Source organism: uncultured Campylobacter sp., assembly GCF_937981295.1.
Classification (GTDB): domain Bacteria; phylum Campylobacterota; class Campylobacteria; order Campylobacterales; family Campylobacteraceae; genus Campylobacter_B.
Map to the genome: position 1 here is coordinate 1 of NZ_CALJPC010000066.1, position 17,548 is coordinate 17,548.

16 protein-coding genes and 1 tRNA gene are annotated in these 17,548 nt (G+C 46.1%); 12 read left to right on the top strand and 5 right to left on the bottom strand.

Features of this window, described 5'->3' with window-relative positions:
* On the top strand, positions 1 to 206 hold a 206-nt coding region (locus tag Q0135_RS05215; RefSeq protein ID WP_297988876.1), incomplete at its 5' end, for a hypothetical protein.
* Positions 207 to 735: 529 nt separating this feature from the next.
* Here the strand turns inward: Q0135_RS05215 and Q0135_RS05220 are convergent.
* Entirely contained in the window at positions 736 to 1,155 is a 420-nt protein-coding gene (locus Q0135_RS05220; RefSeq protein WP_367272145.1) for an EamA family transporter, read from the bottom strand.
* Positions 1,156 to 1,313: 158 nt separating this feature from the next.
* On the opposite strand from Q0135_RS05220, the gene Q0135_RS05225 reads away from it, so the two are divergent.
* The 4 genes from Q0135_RS05225 to Q0135_RS05240 all read left to right on the top strand — a co-directional run bounded on the left by Q0135_RS05225 (position 1,314) and on the right by Q0135_RS05240 (position 4,920).
* Positions 1,314 to 1,700: a hypothetical protein gene (locus Q0135_RS05225; protein ID WP_297923430.1), complete on the top strand. Its 387-nt coding sequence runs from the start codon at positions 1,314 to 1,316 to the stop codon at positions 1,698 to 1,700.
* A 792-nt stretch (positions 1,701 to 2,492) separates the two neighbouring features.
* Positions 2,493 to 3,716: an OprD family outer membrane porin gene (locus Q0135_RS05230; protein WP_297988880.1), complete on the top strand. Its 1,224-nt coding sequence runs from the start codon at positions 2,493 to 2,495 to the stop codon at positions 3,714 to 3,716.
* A 75-nt stretch (positions 3,717 to 3,791) separates the two neighbouring features.
* Complete coding sequence (locus Q0135_RS05235) at positions 3,792 to 4,367, top strand: c-type cytochrome (protein WP_297988883.1); 576 nt, start codon at positions 3,792 to 3,794, stop codon at positions 4,365 to 4,367.
* Positions 4,368 to 4,377: 10 nt separating this feature from the next.
* Positions 4,378 to 4,920: a DJ-1 family glyoxalase III gene (locus tag Q0135_RS05240; protein ID WP_297988884.1), complete on the top strand. Its 543-nt coding sequence runs from the start codon at positions 4,378 to 4,380 to the stop codon at positions 4,918 to 4,920.
* 598 nt (positions 4,921 to 5,518) lie between these two features.
* Here Q0135_RS05240 and Q0135_RS05245 read toward each other — a convergent pair.
* A complete protein-coding gene (locus Q0135_RS05245; protein ID WP_297988886.1) occupies positions 5,519 to 6,337 on the bottom strand; it encodes a hypothetical protein in 819 nt (272 codons plus the stop codon).
* A gap of 119 nt (positions 6,338 to 6,456) precedes the next feature.
* Between Q0135_RS05245 and Q0135_RS05250 the strand changes: the two genes are divergently transcribed.
* From Q0135_RS05250 to Q0135_RS05260, 3 genes are all read left to right on the top strand, one after another.
* Positions 6,457 to 7,203, top strand: a complete 747-nt coding sequence (locus tag Q0135_RS05250) for an SDR family NAD(P)-dependent oxidoreductase (protein ID WP_297988889.1) — start codon at positions 6,457 to 6,459, stop codon at positions 7,201 to 7,203.
* Between the two features lie 16 nt (positions 7,204 to 7,219).
* Positions 7,220 to 8,914, top strand: a complete 1,695-nt coding sequence (locus Q0135_RS05255) for a Na+/H+ antiporter NhaC family protein (protein WP_297988891.1) — start codon at positions 7,220 to 7,222, stop codon at positions 8,912 to 8,914.
* 295 nt (positions 8,915 to 9,209) lie between these two features.
* Positions 9,210 to 9,569 (top strand): EexN family lipoprotein, encoded by a 360-nt coding sequence (locus Q0135_RS05260; protein ID WP_297988971.1) that lies wholly within the window; start codon positions 9,210 to 9,212, stop codon positions 9,567 to 9,569.
* 960 nt (positions 9,570 to 10,529) lie between these two features.
* On the opposite strand, the gene murI is transcribed toward Q0135_RS05260, so the two are convergent.
* On the bottom strand, positions 10,530 to 11,861 hold the full coding sequence (murI, locus tag Q0135_RS05265; RefSeq protein ID WP_297988893.1) for a glutamate racemase: 1,332 nt from the start codon (positions 11,859 to 11,861) through the stop codon (positions 10,530 to 10,532).
* A gap of 192 nt (positions 11,862 to 12,053) precedes the next feature.
* Here murI and Q0135_RS05270 point away from each other — a divergent pair, with 192 nt between their 5' ends.
* Complete coding sequence (locus Q0135_RS05270) at positions 12,054 to 12,737, top strand: tetratricopeptide repeat protein (RefSeq protein ID WP_297988895.1); 684 nt, start codon at positions 12,054 to 12,056, stop codon at positions 12,735 to 12,737.
* 768 nt (positions 12,738 to 13,505) lie between these two features.
* Here Q0135_RS05270 and nfo read toward each other — a convergent pair.
* Entirely contained in the window at positions 13,506 to 14,360 is an 855-nt protein-coding gene (nfo, locus tag Q0135_RS05275; RefSeq protein ID WP_297988898.1) for a deoxyribonuclease IV, read from the bottom strand.
* 353 nt (positions 14,361 to 14,713) lie between these two features.
* Positions 14,714 to 15,205 carry a hypothetical protein gene (locus tag Q0135_RS05280; protein WP_297988901.1) on the bottom strand — a complete coding sequence of 164 codons (492 nt, stop codon included), beginning with the start codon at positions 15,203 to 15,205 and terminating at the stop codon, positions 14,714 to 14,716.
* A gap of 77 nt (positions 15,206 to 15,282) precedes the next feature.
* Here Q0135_RS05280 and Q0135_RS05285 point away from each other — a divergent pair.
* The 3 genes from Q0135_RS05285 (at position 15,283) to Q0135_RS05295 (ending at position 17,525) form a co-directional block, all read left to right on the top strand.
* A tRNA-Glu gene (locus tag Q0135_RS05285) sits at positions 15,283 to 15,357 on the top strand.
* 247 nt (positions 15,358 to 15,604) lie between these two features.
* Entirely contained in the window at positions 15,605 to 16,342 is a 738-nt protein-coding gene (locus Q0135_RS05290; protein ID WP_297988903.1) for a spore coat protein, read from the top strand.
* The gene (locus tag Q0135_RS05295) at positions 16,326 to 17,525 is read left to right on the top strand and encodes a multidrug effflux MFS transporter (RefSeq protein ID WP_297988905.1); all 1,200 of its coding nucleotides are present in this window, start codon (positions 16,326 to 16,328) and stop codon (positions 17,523 to 17,525) included. The genes Q0135_RS05290 and Q0135_RS05295 overlap by 17 nt, the downstream gene beginning before the upstream one ends.
* Positions 17,526 to 17,548: the final 23 nt, after the last annotated feature.

Below are 17,548 nucleotides of genomic sequence, written 5' to 3' on the forward strand. Positions count from 1 at the left end.
AAGCTAAAGATACCGCCAAATCTACTAAGGCCAAAGTAAATGCCAAATCAGAAAAGATGCAAGAGAGAATGGATGATAGCATGGATAAGGCTATTAATGATGATGGTAAAGCAAAAGGCTCTACGGCTAAGTTGAAAGACGAAGCTAAAGAAGAGGGATCATCTAAGGCTAAAGGTAAGAGGGGCAAGAAGGGTAGGGGAGAGTAATTTCTCCCGGTCTTAGCTTATTATTCTACAAGCCTAGCACTTGCGACGAATCATGATCTACGTAGCAAGAGCATAAATTTAGGCGGAGCTATGGAAGTGTGCAAGATTTCAATTCGCATCTTGCGTAATTAGCTTGTGATTGACTATACTGTAGATTTAGAAGTTTACAGTTCGATTTAAACTTGCGGATGCAATTTTATTTTATGATACGGTGAGCCGATATTTTTTGGAATTTTAAGGTGTAAATTCTTGATTTTTCATAAATTTTAATCTCACTACTTTTAAACAGAACTAAAACTACCCTAAAGACCGCCTAACTACAGCAAGGTATCGGCAAATCGATTATCGGCACGTTTAAGCTAATGCCTAGAGATCGTGTAGGCTAAAGTCAAGCCATAAGAAATCATAGTGGTTTAGGGCGGCAATTTTGCAGAAGCGGCAGTGGGTTTATCTGACGCAAAGCATATGGCGTAGTGCGAGAGTAGCGGCTAAAAAGACCACAAGAGATAGATTTAAAGCAAATTTTACCCTATTTAAACGCCAGCATCATCACTCCCGCGCCGATTAGTGCTAGCGCGAGCCATTCGCGAAGACTCGGTCGCTCGCCTAAAAATATCACTGCAATTATTACAACGAGCACTACGCTTAGTTTATCGATCGGTACTACTTGATAGGCTTTGCCGATTTGTAGGGCTTTGAAATACGCTAGCCACGATGCACCCGTTGCCAGCCCGCTTAGTATCAGAAATACCCAGTTGCGCGCCGTTAGGCTGGATAGCGGCTGCCAAATTTTGGCGTAGCGCAGGAAGGCGCCGAGGCAAAGAATGATGACGATCGTGCGAATGAATGTCGCAAAGTGGGAGTTGATCCCTTCGAGTCCGATTTTTGCAAATATCGCAGTCAGCGCCGCCAAAAGCGCATTCTCGCTTCGCCTAACGCTAAGAGAGATCTGTTTAAATTCCACTTCGACGCTCCTCAAAAACAAATGCCAGCGACGCAAGCGCATCCATCGTCGTTTAAATTCCAATTCGATGCCTCTCAAAAAAGCAAACTTTAAGCCCAAACCTACTACTCTAAAAATTCAAATTTTACAAATAAGGATACTGAATGAAAAATTTCATATTTTCCGCACTTTTGGCTCTTGGCATCGCAGGCTGCGCCGTAAGTACCGCTCCGACGCCTGCAGACAACTTACGCTCGCTAAAATCCGAGATTGTAAACTACACTCGCCAAAGCTCCACAGCTTACGTCTATACGTTTAAAGACCTATCCAGCGGCGAGCTTTACACCGCTCGCGCAAGCAGATACTATGCGGCTGCAGGAGATACTGCCTATATAAGTACCGCTTCAGGCGCTATCACCGATATGCGAATCATCTCGCGCAAAGCGGGTTCCGTTGCTCCGCGCGCTTATGATATCGGTAAAATCGAGACCAAACAAATGCATAAAAACGACGCTATTGCTGTACCTGAGAGCGAAAATATCAGCTTTTAATCCTACGCGATTTTTAGTCGCTGCGCCCTTTAAGGTAAGCGAGCCTGCTTTTACTTTGTGAAACGTTTTTGTGTTTGCTCTCTACTCTTATGAAGGCAATAGTTTCTGTTCTTAATCATGGCGGACTGGCGCGATTTGCTTGCGCTTTAAAGTCCGCTGATTCTTTACGCGATGTCTGCATAAATTTTATATTTTAAAAGTTGTGGAATTTTATATTTCACAGAATTCTGCGCTGCACATCTTACTTATATGGCTCGGCTCGCATTTCATATCCACTTGCTTTCGCGCTTAAATTCCTTGCTGCATGGCGCTATTTTGTCCGTAAATTTTATATTATAGAAATACAGCTGGCGCTAGAATTTTGATTGCGAAATTCTTATAAATTTTCTTTCTCGCGGTTTTTCGCGCACTGCTCGTTTTCAGTGCAGTATTCCCCGCTGATAAGATGTCGCGTAGATATTTTTAAAACCCACGCTTTGCAAATTTTGTGTCTTGAAAATTTCATTCATAAAATTTCACGTCGTAAAATTTTATGAAATTTCTCCCGCATGAAAGAGGTGTTGCCGTCTGTTTACCGCAGCCTGATATAATCCCCACATCGAAATTAGAACTCCTTTCAATAATGAGCGAGACCTGTGTGGGTCTCGCTTTTTTTATGCCCGTTAAATTTGGATTTTCGGTAAATACTCGGTAACAATTTGGTAAAATTTTAGTATTTTTCAGCCTATTTTAAGCATATAATTTGTCATTTTGTGCTACTATTGCGCTTACAAACTTTTAAAGGAGTTCAAAATGAAACTAGTTAAACTTAGTTTAGCGGCAGCAGTCGCTGCAGGTGCTCTTGCTATGAGTGCAAGTGCTGTTCCGTTAGAGGAAGCTATCAAGGACGTGGATCTAAACGGATACGCTCGTATGCGATATACCCATGATCACCTTAAAAATGAAACAAATAGTAATAAGGGCGTTTGGGAATTTAAATCCGAAGTAGATTTTAAAGCAAAAATCGACGATAACTTCTTTGGTGTAGTCGGTGTTAGATTTTTAGATAGAGATAATGGCGAGTCGCTTTCTTCTTCAAATAGCCAATATCACGGTACACAAAATCCAAGCGACAAAGATTCTGATTTCGATATCGCTAAAGCTTATTTAGGATACACTATCGGCGGTACCACTATTGCAGTCGGTCGCCAGGGCATAGGTTCGTTCTTTACCGACGATATGTATGGAGACGGTGTTAAGATTACTAGTACCGATATCGAGGGCTTGACAATTAGCGGCTTTTGGATGGATTCTTTAGAGAATGATAGCGATATTAGCTCTATAGATTCAAATGGAGCTTGGATGAATGATATTGGTCGAGTAGGTGGAAAATTAACTACCGATCATAATCTATATGGCATAGGATTTATGGGCTCATATGATCCTGTATCTTTCCAACTATGGTATAACGCTTTAGAGGACGTAGCACAGCTTTTCGCTGCAGAGCTAGCTCTAAATTTTGATATTTCCGATGATTTCAATCTTGGCGTAAAAGGTCAATACGCATTCTCTGATTTCGACGGAGATTATAAAGATGCGGGCGCTAGTGATGCAGACTTCTGGGCAGCAGAGGCTAATGCTGGTTTCTTTGGCGTTGATTTAGCTGCAGGTTATTTAAAATTCGAACCTGATGATAAAGATAAAGTTTCTTTTGTATCTTTTGAAGACCAAGGCTCCTTTATTAGCCCAGGTGAAGAGCTGCTAGACTATAGAACTTTCAGTGGTAAAAATCACTACTGGTATGTAGTAGCAGGCTATACCATCCCTGATACTGGCATCAGAATCGGCGCTGATTACCTAGACGGTAAAGCAGATGGTGATAATGCATATGAGGTAGTAGGTAGAATTTCTTATAAATATAATGAAAAGCTAAGCTTCAAAACTTGGTATTCTCACTATAAGATTGATGATGCTTATGGCACAGGTCTTGATGAGAAAAAAGATCGCATCAGATTTGAGGCTAAATACAGCTTCTAATTATTTACCTTATACGGGTAAAATTAGGGCGAAGCTTTTGCTTCGCCCTTTTTAAATTCTAAATCAAGGTTTTCTATGAAAATTTTTAAAATTTCTTTTTTAGCATGTTTTTTTGCCTTTACTCTAAACGCTGCAGATAACACAAATGACGATACATACGTATTCGAAGCCAAAGGTGAGTTTGCCAAAGAGCTAAAATCCCTGATCGAAAAGCATTCTAAAGATGAAAACGTAACTGTAAATATCTACAAAAACGCTCCGGTCGCAGGCAGTAAAACCCATAGCGGCAAGGTAAATCGAAATATAAATTCTTTAAAAGAAAGAGGTGGAGCTATCTTTGCTGAGAAGTGCGCTTCATGCCACGGCGAGAATGGCCAAAAAAAAGCTTATGGAGTATCACGTAAACTCAAAGATATGGACGCCAAAGAGATCTCGATAGCTATGTCGCAATACACTACAGATCTAAGTTATGGTGGCAAGATGAAAAATATCATGCAGCCGATCGCCGCTAAGACGGGCGCTACGGAGCTAGGCTACATCATTGCTTATCTAAAAGGCGACGATTCGTTCCTATACGATAGCTCGTCTAGTAGGAGCACGAATACTGAAATTTCGACCGCCCCGAGCGAGCAGGGCTCATACCTAAAATAAAGGAGCGTAGATGAAAGTAGCGATCGTTTTGGCAAACGGATTTGAAGAGATCGAGGCGGTAAGTTTGATCGATATTTTGCGCCGCGCGGAGATTGATGCAGTATCCGTGGGGCTGGATAAGAAATGCGTCTGCGGTACGCACGGGGTAGAGATGATCGCTGATGAAATTTTAGACGATATAAAAGTTTCGGAATTTGATATGATCGTTTTGCCTGGCGGCTTGCCCGGAGCCGAAAATTTGGCAAAGAGCGAGAGGCTGGGGCAAGTACTGCGCGATTTCGATGCAAATAACGCAAAAATCGGCGCAATATGTGCCGCTCCATGGGCGCTAGCTACCGCGGGTGTGCTAAAAAGCTCTTACACTTGTTATCCGGGTTTTGAAAATCAGATCGCTCACCCAGGCTATACGAATTCGGCGAATGTCGTAAAAGATCAAAATATAATGACTTCGAAAGGCCCTGCTACTGCGATGGAATTCGCACTACAAATCGTCCGTGAGTTAAAAGGCGAGCAGGTTTATTCCAAGCTAAAGTCCGATTTGCTTTTTAAATAAAATTTCAAGTGAAGGCCGATTCCAACGCGCTTTATTTTGCCATTTGTAAAATGTGGCGTGCTGATTTTGCTGCGCCTGAAGGCTGTAAATTTTATCTCGTTCTACACGTATAATATAGCCACAATATTTATTCTGAGTATCCGTAAACGACAAATGGAATTCTTGCAACTCAAATTTTAGATCGAAAAACGCAAAAGGTTTTATGGGCAACAGATGGAATTTTATTGGAGCTAGTTGCTATTAAAACCAAATATTAACATCACGACGGCGTGAAACGCGAGTATGAAGGGATATTTTGGGCGTAGGCTCTTAAAAGGATACTCAGCTGAATAAATTTCAGTGCGGCATCTTCGCGATGTACTCGCTAGCTGAAGCTAAACAGATCGCGCAAAACGTGCTAAACAAGGGTATCGGCGTGATCAAAAACGATAAGATCACGCTGGATATAAATTTGATCAAATAGCGACGTCGATGTATCAAGAGGCAAAATGGCGCAGTTTTTGAAGGTTTTGTTGGTAAAGCACAGACTTATCGGGAAGAATATAAGCTTGTAGTGCGCGACAAAAGCGTTATTTAGAATTCCTAAAAAGGATAAAATTTAGCGCTTCTTTAAAATATCGTCGTTTAAAAATGTCGCGCTACTTTGTATCGTTTTGATAACGCGGTCTTTAGAATTTTGCGTTTTGTCGGGTACAGGTCTGTGTGCGATCAAATTTACGCGCCCGATTTTCGCCGTGAAATAAAAAATCCCCAGTATCGTCGCGTTTAGAAATACTTCAAAATGTATGCGTTCTAATCCCCATATCCCTATGCTGGCGGCATGAATGGGCACAAAAATTATCGCGATTAAGACCGGATAATAATCCGAAATTTTATTTTTGGCAAGGATTACGGTCGTAACGATGGCGTATGCGATGAGCGTAAAAGGAGAGATAAGCAAGAGTGCAAAAAGCGCGTTTATGCGCTGATAATCTTCGTGCCCGATTAAGACGCAAAAACTACAAAACGCGAGCGTTATGAGAAAAAATAAAGGTAAAATCCACCGCGTTTTCACGTCGCGTCCTTTAAGCAACGATAAAAAGAGCAGATGAGAACCCAGCGCAATACAATAATAATCAAATATAACCGATGAGCTTAGAAACGTGAGCGGTATGGCGAGCAGCGTACCCGGTCCATCAAAATATATCCCACTAAACATGAGCCACGTGATAAAGAGTATAAAAGCATATTTAAGACCCGCATAAGTGGCGCAAACACAGATACTAACGAGGATAAATCGTATAAATTTGCTCATTTGCCTTTTCCCTAAATTTAGGTAATTATAGCAAACCGCGACAAATGAACGGCGTAAAATTTTAAATTTAGCCGTGCGCTCGCCGAATCCACTGCCGATCGCGAGCTCGCGCGCTAGAAGCACGCCCAATGTCCTTCGTGTTATTTCATCCGCGCCCGCGCCGCAAGATAAAATTCATAAATTCTAAATCCGTTTTGCGTTATCATTGCGCTAAATTTAAAATTTTACGCAAAGGGGATCATATGAAAAATACGGCATTCATCACGGGCGCTACGAGCGGCTTTGGAGAGGCGATCGCCAGGGCGCTTAGCGCGCAAGGCTATAAGATCATAGCACTCGGGCGTCGCAAAGATCGGCTACAAAAGCTAGCCGGCGAGCTAGGCAACACTCACATTATCGCCGCAGACATTCGCGATAAAGCTGCGGTGTTTGACGCCGTAAGCGCGCTGCCGCAAAATTTCAAAGACGTCGAGGTGCTCGTAAATAACGCAGGCCTCGCGCTCGGGCTTGAGGGGATCGCGCAGACGCCCGTAGAGGATTTGGAGACGATGGTTGATACGAATATCAAAGGCGTGCTGTATTCGACCAAGGCGGTGCTGCCGCTGATGATCGCGCGCAAAAGCGGCTATATCTTCAATCTCGGCTCGACTGCAGGCGCGTGGCCCTATCCGGGTAGCCACGTTTACGGCGCGAGCAAGGCGTTTATCAAGCAGTTTAGCCGCAATATCCGTAATGACCTGCGCGGCACCGGTATCCGCGTGACGGAGATCGCGCCGGGTATCTGCAAGAGCGAGTTTAGCGAGGTGCGCTTTAAAGGCGACGTGGCGCGCGCCGCGGCCGTGTATGAGGGGGTCGATGCGATCCTGCCCGAGGATATTGCGCAGATCGTGCTAAGCTGCCTAGCGATGCCGCACCGAGTCAATATCAACGTCGTAGAGGCGATGGCGACGCAGCAGAGCTGGGCTGGGCTTTTTATCGAAAAGCATTAAATTCTAAGGCGAGAAAATGAAAAAAATTCTATTACTAATGTTTTTATCGGTTGCCGCGTTTGCGGTAGATGACGCGACCAGACAGCATAATGCCGAGCTTTTCGGCATCTGGACGCTGGTGCCGCCCGTCGTGGCTATCGCACTTGCCTTTATCACCAAAGAGGTGATTTTATCGCTTTTCATCGGCGTTTTTAGCGGCACCTATATGCTTGCAGTCGTTAACGACAATCCGATCTCCGCGCTTGTGGGCAGCTTTACGGATCTGGTCGCGCGCGTGGTGGGGTCGATGGCTAGCAAAGGCAACGCGGGCGTACTTTTGCAGGTGCTTTGTATCGGCGGCGTGGTCGCGCTGATTAGCAGGACGGGCGGCACGAAAGCCGTGGCGCTTTGGATTAGCAAGCGCGCTAAAACGGGTATCTCGGCGCAAATTTCAACGTGGGTTATGGGTCTTTTCGTATTTTTCGACGACTACGCAAACGCACTGATCGTAGGCCCAGTCATGAGGCCGATCACCGATAAATTTAAGGTCAGCCGCGAAAAGCTCGCTTTCATCATCGACGCTACCGCCGCGCCGATTGCGGGTATCGCGCTAATTTCTACCTGGGTAGGTCTTGAGGTCTCTTTGATAAGAGCGGGATATGATCAGATCGGCGTACAAAACGTAAATGCCTTCTCGATCTTCGTGCAAACCATGCCGTATCGCTTCTACAATCTTTTCATGCTTGCTTTCGTGGTTTACGTAGCGTTCATGCGCAGAGATTTCGGACCGATGCTCTCTGCCGAAAGGCGCGCGGCGACGGGCGAAATTCACTCTAAAAATTCTAACATCGCCGAGCTAGAAGATAAAACGCTAGAGCCTAAAGAAGGCATCAAGCCGCAAGCTTCAAACGCCGTTATCCCGCTTATAGTGCTAATCTGCGGCGCATTTGCGAGCTTTTATTTTAGCGGGCTAAGCAAGCTTGAGGGCGATGCCCTCGCAGCCGCAAAGGCCGCTCCGCTAAGCTTTGCGACGCTTCAGGCGACGTTCGGCAACGCAAACTCGTCGGTCGCGCTTTTTCAAGCGGCGCTTCTTGCTACGGTCGTGTCTATATTCATGAGCGTTTACCGCAAAATTTTTAACGTCAGAGAAGCGATCTCTACGTGGATCAAGGGGTGGAAGACGATGATCGTCACGATCGTGATCTTGCTGCTTGCATGGTCGCTCAGCTCAGTCATCAAGGAGCTCGGCACGTCGCGCTATCTGGTCGATATGCTAAGCCAAAACACGCCGAAATTTTTGCTTCCGGTAGCGATTTTCGTGCTGGGCTCGTTCATTAGCTTTTCGACGGGCACCAGCTACGGCACGATGGGAATTTTAATGCCGCTTGCCATACCTTTGGCAAACGCCGTGGGACTTCACTACGGGCTTTCGGACGATGCGCTTCACGCCTATATGATCGTAAATATCTCTGGCGTGCTTACAGGTGCAATTTTCGGCGATCATTGCTCGCCGATTTCGGATACCACGATCCTTTCGTCGATGGGCGCGGGCTGCGATCATATCGAGCACGTAAAGACGCAGATGCCTTACGCTCTATCCGTCGGCGCGGTCGCCGTAGTGGCGGGCTATCTTCCCGTAGCGCTAGGACTTAGCGTCTGGATCGCGCTGCCGATGGGGCTTGCCGTTACGTGGGCTCTCGTGCGGTTCGCAGGTAAAAAGATAGAGGAGTAGCTCCCGCAAATTTTAAATTTGCTTTTAAATTTTGAATTCCGCAGCGATGCGGAATTTTGCTTTATCCCGCAGAATTCCGCTCTGCAAAATTCCGTCGCGCGGATAAAATTTTAAAGCGAAATTTCAAAAAGCGCGAGTAAATTTTAAAAGCAAAATTTTAACGAGCCGCGTTAAAACGGCGCGTGCGCCTGCAATTTAAAATTTTTAAATTAAACGAGTAGTAAAATACCGATAAATTTCAAACAAGGAGAATGAAATGAAAAATCCTAAGATGTTCCTCTGGGGGGGGTGTTAGCTGCTTTTTTTAGTTGGTTGCGGCGATGATACCGAGGTAAAAACTAAAGAATACTACGACGCGCATCTGGACGAAGCCAAAGAGGTTTTGGCAAAGTGCGATTTCAATACCCTTAAAGACGGGAGCAATTCCTATAAGAATTGCGTAAACGCCAAAGAATCAGTTAATGATATAAAAGTTGTGACGGTAGAATACTATGAAAAGCATATAGAGGAAGCTAAAGAGGTAGAAAAGAATTGCGATTGGTATAAGATAGAGGAAGGAAGCAAAATGCACAAGAATTGTGAAAATGCAAGTAAGGGGTTAGAAGAATATAGATTTAATGAGCGTAAAAAATATTTTACTGGAGGGCAGAAGTAAAAAAACCATAGGCTTGCGATAAACATGTTAATTTTAATATTATTTAAATATTAAAATTTCTCTTATCTCACACACTTAAATTCATTTTAATTCACTCTATGCCTTCGGCGCAGAGTGAATTTACCCCCTTCGGCGCCGAATTTTACAATATAAATCTCGCCCTCGAAACGATACGGCGCGAAATCTTGCTTTACGGATTTTGGAATTTCAAATTTAAAGCCTGCGGGCTTGGCTATCACAGAAAAGACTTACGGGCTGCGCGGCGCCTTAAAATTTAATCATTTTAAAATTTACGCCGCGTGGCTAGTCTAAATTTAACTCGGCGGCGGTGAAATTTCGCAGTGCGGCATGCTAAATTTCACGATCTCACATGCCGCTAGTCAAATTTTCTCGGCGGCGGTTTGCGCGGCGTGCTAAATTTAACTTCGCTCGCGCCTCTTATCTGCGCCCTAGTCTAAATTTAAAATTTCAATTTGCGGCGATAGTTCGTGCGGCGCGAGGCAACTCCTAACATACGGCGATCTCGGCTTACGCTATGAAATTCAAAGAATTAGTGGCAACGGCGGCGCTTGGCTTGCGCTATGCGGTTTCAAGGCAGACGGCGGCGTTGTGCGTTAAATTTTAAATTTACGTGCCGGACAGCGGAAGGCAGCATTTGCCCTGTAAAATTTTAACTTTCGCGCACCGGACGACGGCTAGGTGCCATTGCTCACATGCTGTTGCGAAGCTGCTTCTAAATCGCCGAGTTAAATTTTAGCGCGCCGAAATTTTAGTCTATGTGACGCGATTTACGAAACGGCGAAATTTTGAGTCTGCGCTGCGATTTATAGTGCATCAAAATTTTAACTTTCACGAAACGATCTGTGATGCGCTAGAATTTTAATTAAAATTTTAATTTGCGTGGTGCGATCTGCGATGCGATAAAATTTTAACCCACGCTGCGGCTCGCAGGCACGCTGCCTAGCCGATCCCTCGCATCGCATCAAGCCGCTTTAAAAATAGTTCTACTTTGCGCAGCTGCGCCGCATTTAGCGCCCTACCCGAGCAAAAATACTCCACGCTGTTACCGTTTGGATAATTAACTCGCGAAATGCCCGCCTCTTCGCTTCGCGGCTCAAATTCTAAGGACAAATCCGCGCCGCCTCGAGAATAAAGCTTGAGCTGTGAATTCGCATCTACGGCGCGTGGCGACATGCGGCATTTGTCTTCGTCGCACTGCTCTACGCCGCGGGCATTGACCGACAGCTTACCGTCGCGTTCGCGGATTGCGCCCAGCTCGCCCGTTTGCGAATTTGCGCTAAATTTTATATCACCGTCTGCGTCAAATTTATCCGCACAAACCTGCGATTTTACGTCGCGCGAAGTATCCATGCCGAAGCCGCACTCATCCGCGTTAGAAAACTCATCGCACTCATCATACCCCACTGCGCCGTTTTTTCTGGCGCCGCACGACACTGCACGAAGTTCGCTCATACCTTGCTCTATCATATCGGGCTTGCTCTCGCCGCAACTTTCTGTGTCGCGCCCACGGCCGCTATTATCGCGACCTTCTACGCCCCGCTTGTTCTTGCCTTTTATGCTCTCACTGCCCGCGTTAAATTTAGCCGTCCGCGAGGGCAAATCCTCGCTGCGCGCGAGCTTTAACCGCCCGCCCAGCTCGCTTGCTAGGCGATTTAGCGTGCCGTCTATGCCGTCGATGATACGCACGTGAGACGGCAAAATTTCGCGCAAAACGTCCTTGAAATAGTTAAAATGCGTGCAACCAAGCACGAGCGAACCGAGGCGCTCAAGCTCAAATTTAGCTAGTTCCTCCCGCAGATACGCCCGAACCGCGGGCGAGTCAAACTCCAAATCCTGCGCAAACTCCACGAGGCGAGGCAGCGGCAGGCTCCACGTCTCGCACTCCAGCCGCCCCACGAGGCGCGCTAGCTTCTCGCCGGCGATCGTTAGCGGCGTGGCGATGAGCAGCGTCGGGCGCGCGCCGAAGCTGTCCGCGGCGAGCTTGACGGCGGGCTCCATGCCGATAACCGGCACGCTAAATGCGCCGCGAAGCTCGGAAATAGCCGCGCTCGTGGCGGTGTTGCAAGCTACGACGACCGCGTCTGCGCCGTGCGCGACCAAAAACCCCACCGCATCGAGGCTTAGCCGCACGATCTCGGCTCTACTTTTCGTGCCGTAGGGGACGTGATCCTCGTCGGCAAAATACAAAAACTCCGCCCCGCTAAACCGCCGCAGAGCCTCAGCTAGCACGCTTAGTCCGCCGATACCCGAGTCAAAAAACGCTATTTTCAAATCTTTATCCAAGGTTAAATTTCAAAAAAGGGATTATAGCTCAATTCGGGTAAAATTTAAATTTTGAGCGGGCTTGGCGGATCCGCGGTCGGAATTCTCGCTACCTTATTAAAATTCGCGATAAATTTAATCAATTTTTTAGGGGGGGGGAGGGGGTAGAATTAGCCAAATTTTACCCGGAAAGGATACTAAATGAAAAAATCGCTATTTGCGTTAGCATTTATCGCTTGCTTTGCGTTCGGAGCATCCGAGCTTGAGACGCTAGAAAAAGAGTGCAATGACGGCAATATGGAGTCTTGCCTTAGAGCCGCTTTACAATACGAAGACAATACTAAAACACTTAAGCTGCTTGAAAAAACCTGCGACGGCGGATATGAGCCAGGTTGCCTTGTAATGTCGATCAGAATGATGCAAGAAAATCCTAAAAAAGGCATCGAATATCATGAAAAAAGATGCGATGCGGGAGACGCTATGTATTGTGGGTTATTGGGATCAATGTATAGTGACGGAGATGGAGTCGAAAAAGATATATCAAAGGCTATAATCTACCATGACAAAGCTTGCAATCTAGGGCAAAAGCTATCAGCGCTATCATGCGGTATGTTGGCAGAGATGTATCGTAAAGGAGACGGTGTAAAAATAAATTTAATGAAAGCGGCGGTTTATGATAAAAAAGGTTGCGACATAACGGACGAGCTAGCGAGTTGCTATAATTTTGCGCTATTTAACTACAACTCTAACGATAAAAGTAAAGCTGCGCGGTATTATAAAAAAGCTTGCGATTTAGGAAAAAATAAAAATTCTCCTTTTATGAATCCACCCGAGTTTAAAGAACTTTGGCAAAAATCCTGCGATATGTATGAGCTGCTAAAATAGCACGCCGAGCTGCGGCTGATACAATACGCGTCGGCTGCGGCTCAAAATCCCGCCGCCCTTAAATTTAAATCGTGGCGGTAGGCTACTAAGCTCAACGATAAAATTTTAAATTAATCGGGCGATATGCGGCAGAATTTAACGTAAATTTACACGGATCCTGCATAGATTTTAGCGCAAGCAAAGCGCTAAAATAAAGAGGCAGATTTGTCATAAGCAAATGCGTGCTAAAAGCATAGATTGGCACGCAGCAAAATTTTAAGTTAGAATTTATGAAATCTTATGCGCTTCGCCTCTGCACGGATCGGACGAAAGTAGAATTACAAGATTGGAATTTACGCAGTCGCGCGTATAAAACTTCGCGCGAATTTTTTGATGTGGAATTTAGAATTTTAGAATTTCTAGAACTTCGAATTTGACGCTGAGCCTTGAAATATCGTAGCGATAGAATTTTAAAATTTACCGCTGCATCGCTTTAAAAATCTTGCTTGAAAATTTTAATTACGCAGCGTAAAATTTTTCATTTCTGCCGCGACGCTGCGTTTTTCTATAAAAATTTTGCTCTTTTGCTCTGGTGCTGTGTTTTCGTCGTAGAATTTCGCGACTTTTTACGGCGCAGAATTTTTAGCGCGAAGTTCCTCATTATTTTTGCTTGTTAAAATTTAAGCGATAAATCTCACGATGTTAAATTTGCACGGCATAAGGCTCTTATCGCTGGCGCCACTTTGAAGCGAAATGAGATAAATTCTACGTGGCGCAAAAGGCGCCCGACTAGGCTTTGCGGCGTCCTTGCATACTGCGCAAAAGTGCGATCTCCTCCGCCCAGAGGCTATCGTCGATCGTTTCTAAAATCAGCGGGATCTCGTCGATGTTCGGGTCGTTCATGATGTTTTCAAACGCCGCGAGCCCCAAAAATCCGCGCCCGAGGCTCTCGTGCCGATCTTTGCGCACGCCAAGCTCATTTTTCGTGTCGTTTAGGTGCATGCCGCTTAAAAATTTATAGCCGATCGCGCGGTCAAACTCGCTCATCGTGCGCTCATAGGCCTGCTGGCTGCGCAGATCGTATCCTGCGGCGAACGCGTGACAGGTATCGATACAGACGCCGATGCGATCTTTGTTTGAAATTTTGCCGATCACGTAAGCGAGCTGAGCGAAATCATAGCCGAGATTGGAGCCCTGGCCCGCGGTGTTTTCGAGCACGAGCTTGACGCCTGCGGTGTTTGCGATGGCGAAATTTAGCGATCCTGCGATATTATCTAGGCACACTTGAGCTGAAATTTCATTTAGATGCGAGCCCGGATGAAAGTTCAAAAGCCTAAGCCCGAGCGCCTCGCAGCGGCGGATCTCGTCCACGAAAGCGTTTAGGGACTTCTCGCGCTCTGCCTCGCGCGGATGGCCCAAATTTATGAGGTAGCTGTCGTGCACCAAAACATGCTCCGCGCTGATGCCGCTTTGTTTCAGCGCGTCTTTAAATGCGGCGATCTCCTCCGCGCTAAGCGGCGGCGCGTCCCATCTGCGCTGATTTTTGACGAACATCGCAAACGCGTCCGCCCCGATCTTTGCGGCGTTTAACGGCGCGTTAGAAACCCCGCCGCTAGCACTCACGTGCGCTCCGATCCGCTTCATTTTACCTCCTAAATTTTATTTTGCGCCGCACGCGGCAAATTTCATCAACCCTAGCTGCGCGCGGATTTTTTAAATTTAAATGCACGCTTTTTCTTTCGCACATACGCGCTGCTTAGTAAATTTCGTCGCAAAGAGCCGGCGCAGAGTATTGATAAAACCGCGCCGTTTGCACAACTTAGGCGGCTACCCCGCCGAGTAATGGAATTTTGACCGCTCGCGCCGTATTTTGAAGCGGCTGCTAGAGCGCATTATTCCCGCGCGCTTACAAGAACGCACCGCGCGAAATTTTACTCGTTTTCGAGCCCTGCGGAGTAACATATCTTGCGTGCTGTAAATGCCTGCCGCGCGAAATTTTACTGCAGTTCACGGATTTTGATCTTCACGCCGCGTTTTGCGTCGGCGAAGCTTATGGATCTTCCGCCGCCGTCCTTGTCACGGCAAACCTTATAATCGATAGAGCCATCTTGTAAGCTTTGTTCAAAGCAGTGGCCGCCCGTGTCGCTACCGCCGAAGATCGGTTTGCCGTCTAGGATTTCGCCCAGAAGTCCGCGGTAGTGCTCGGCACCGAAGAATTTTTTATTGAAAACGAGCTCGTCGTCGCACGCACCGTTCATGCAAATTTTATCGCCTTTTAAAACCAGGCTCAGCACGCTGATGCCGCTTGCATAAATTTGAACCTCGGTTTGGTTTTTAAATTTACGCATAAAGCCCGCGTCGCTGGTGCGGGTAAGCGGCGAAACGACGGTGAAATTTACAGCTTGCGTAGAAGCGGGCTTGAGTGCAGTGGTAGCGCAGCCTGCGAGCAGAAGCGAAAGTGCAAGCGGCGCCAGAAAAGAGCATTTCATAAATAATCCTTAATTTAAGTTGGGTTTAAGTGCGTCTTGAGTAGAATACCGCCTTTAATCTTAATACCAGATTAAGTGGCCCCTTCGTCTAACGGTTAGGACATCGCCCTTTCACGGCGGTAAAACGAGTTCGAATCTCGTAGGGGTCGCCACTTCTAGGTTTTAAAATTTTTTGACGCAAATCTTAGTTTTTGTAAAATTCTGAAATTTTATCCAACTGCTAAATTTTAAAATTATGCGCTTTTGCTGTTTCCTGCGCTACAAAATTCCAAGACTTCAATAAATTCTACTTGATAGTTTTAAAATTTAGCCCCGCCGAATTTATGTAATAAATTTTATGCAAACAAATAAAACTCGCAAATTTAGCTCTTTCTAAAAAAAATTCGCTAAATTTATTGAATGCAAAATTTTAAAGAATATGTAAATGAAATTCTAAAAAATCATCCTGGCGAGCGCGTCACGAGCTTTAGTTTCGAGGGTGAGAAATACTGGCTCAAGCAGCCGGAACTGCGCATCCGCGGCGGATTACTTACGAAAATATCTAAAGCAAATCCGAAAGCCTCTTTCGATTACGAAGCGCTAAAATGCGAGAGCCTGTACGCAGCCGGCGCGCCTGTGCCGCAGCTGGTGCTGCGAGACGAGAGCTTTTTCGTACTCAAAGACGGCGGCACGCCGGTGGACGAGGTGCTAAAAAGCTCGGATGAGGCATCTTGCTTGGCGCTCATTCAGGGCTACGCTGCGGCGTTAGCACATCTACATTCGCGCGGCTTCATACACGGCAGACCCGCACTGCGCGACGTCTTAGTAAAAAACGGCGAGATGAAATTTATAGATTTTGAAAATCGCGGCGAGCGCGGTGATCTGCAAAAAGCCAAAATGCGAGATTTTTTGCTGTTTGTCTATGATCTTTGTCGCGAAGGTCTGAGCGAAGGCTTTGTTCGCGCAAGCATTTGCACCTACGCCTCAAGCGGCGGGCAGGATGTAGTGCAAAGTGCGTGGGCTACGGTACTTGCGCTGCGTCCGATATATTTTATCGCCAGGCTCTTGCCGCAAAAATTTAAAGATCTAAACGCGCTCGTGCGCACGTTTGAGCTCTGCCTAAAAATAATTGAGGAAAACGATGGTCAAACAAAGTAAATTCGCTAAATTTAAGCTGGTGATTATACTCGCCTATATGTCCGCTCTGGCGCCACTTTCGACCGATATGTATCTGCCCGCGCTGGAAAAGGTAAAGGCAAGCTTTGCTACGAGCGAGTTTTACACTCAGCTATCAGTTGCGAGTTTTTTCATCGCTTTTGCGCTAGGACAGCTCGTTTATGGGCCGCTAAGCGATAAATTTGGTCGTAAAAAGCCGTTATACGCGGGCATTTTGCTTTTTATATTTGCGTCGCTTGCTTGCGTGAGCTTTGATAGCGTTTACGCGTTTATATTTTTTAGATTTTTGCAAGCTTTAGGCGGGTGCGCGGGAGTGGTACTTGCGCGAGCCGTAATTAATGATAAATTCGAACTGCACGAGGCTGCGGCGATGTTTGCGCTGATGATGGTCGTAGGCTCGCTAGCGCCGATGCTAGCACCAACTCTAGGTGGATTTGTGCTAGATTTTTTCTCATGGCAAGCGATTTTTGCGATTTTGTTTGCGCTTGGAATTTTGCTTTTTGCATTTATATTTTTCGGACTTGGCGAGAGCGCTCAGATAGACAGGACTGCTACACTTAGCGTAAAAGGCGTACTTGGCGAATACGGCATAATCTTGCGAAATAAAGAATTTATGCGCTATACGCTAGGATTTGCAGTTGCGATGAGCGCGCTTTTTGCTTATATCACGGGCTCTAGCTTTATATTTTTGGGCTATTATGGGTTGGGTGAGCATGCCTTTGGCGTAATATTTGGCATCAACGCTCTTGGAATGACCCTCGTTTCGGCACTAAATGCCAAACTCGTGCAAAATCGCGAACCCATAGCTTTATTAAATTTCGGCCTAATCGCGATGCTTGTGACGAGCCTGATTTTGCTCGCATGCTCTATGCTTGACCTTCCTTTCATCTGCTTTGAGGCTTCGCTTTTCGTGCTGCTCTCATCTCTTGGCTTTGTTGCTCCTAACGCCACGACGCTTGCGATGGCGCTGTATAAGGACGGCAACTCGGGCGCAGCTTCGGCGGTGCTCGGAACTGCGCAATTTGCCATCGCCGGGGCTATTTCGTTTATCGTGGGTGCAGTGGGAGCGAATAAGCCGTTTTTGCTCGCAAGTGTGATGGCGATTTGTGCTCTTTGTGCGAACGCTGTGTATTTTTTATTGCGAGAAAAGAATCAAAAATTTTAATTTTAATATTTTTTAAATTTATC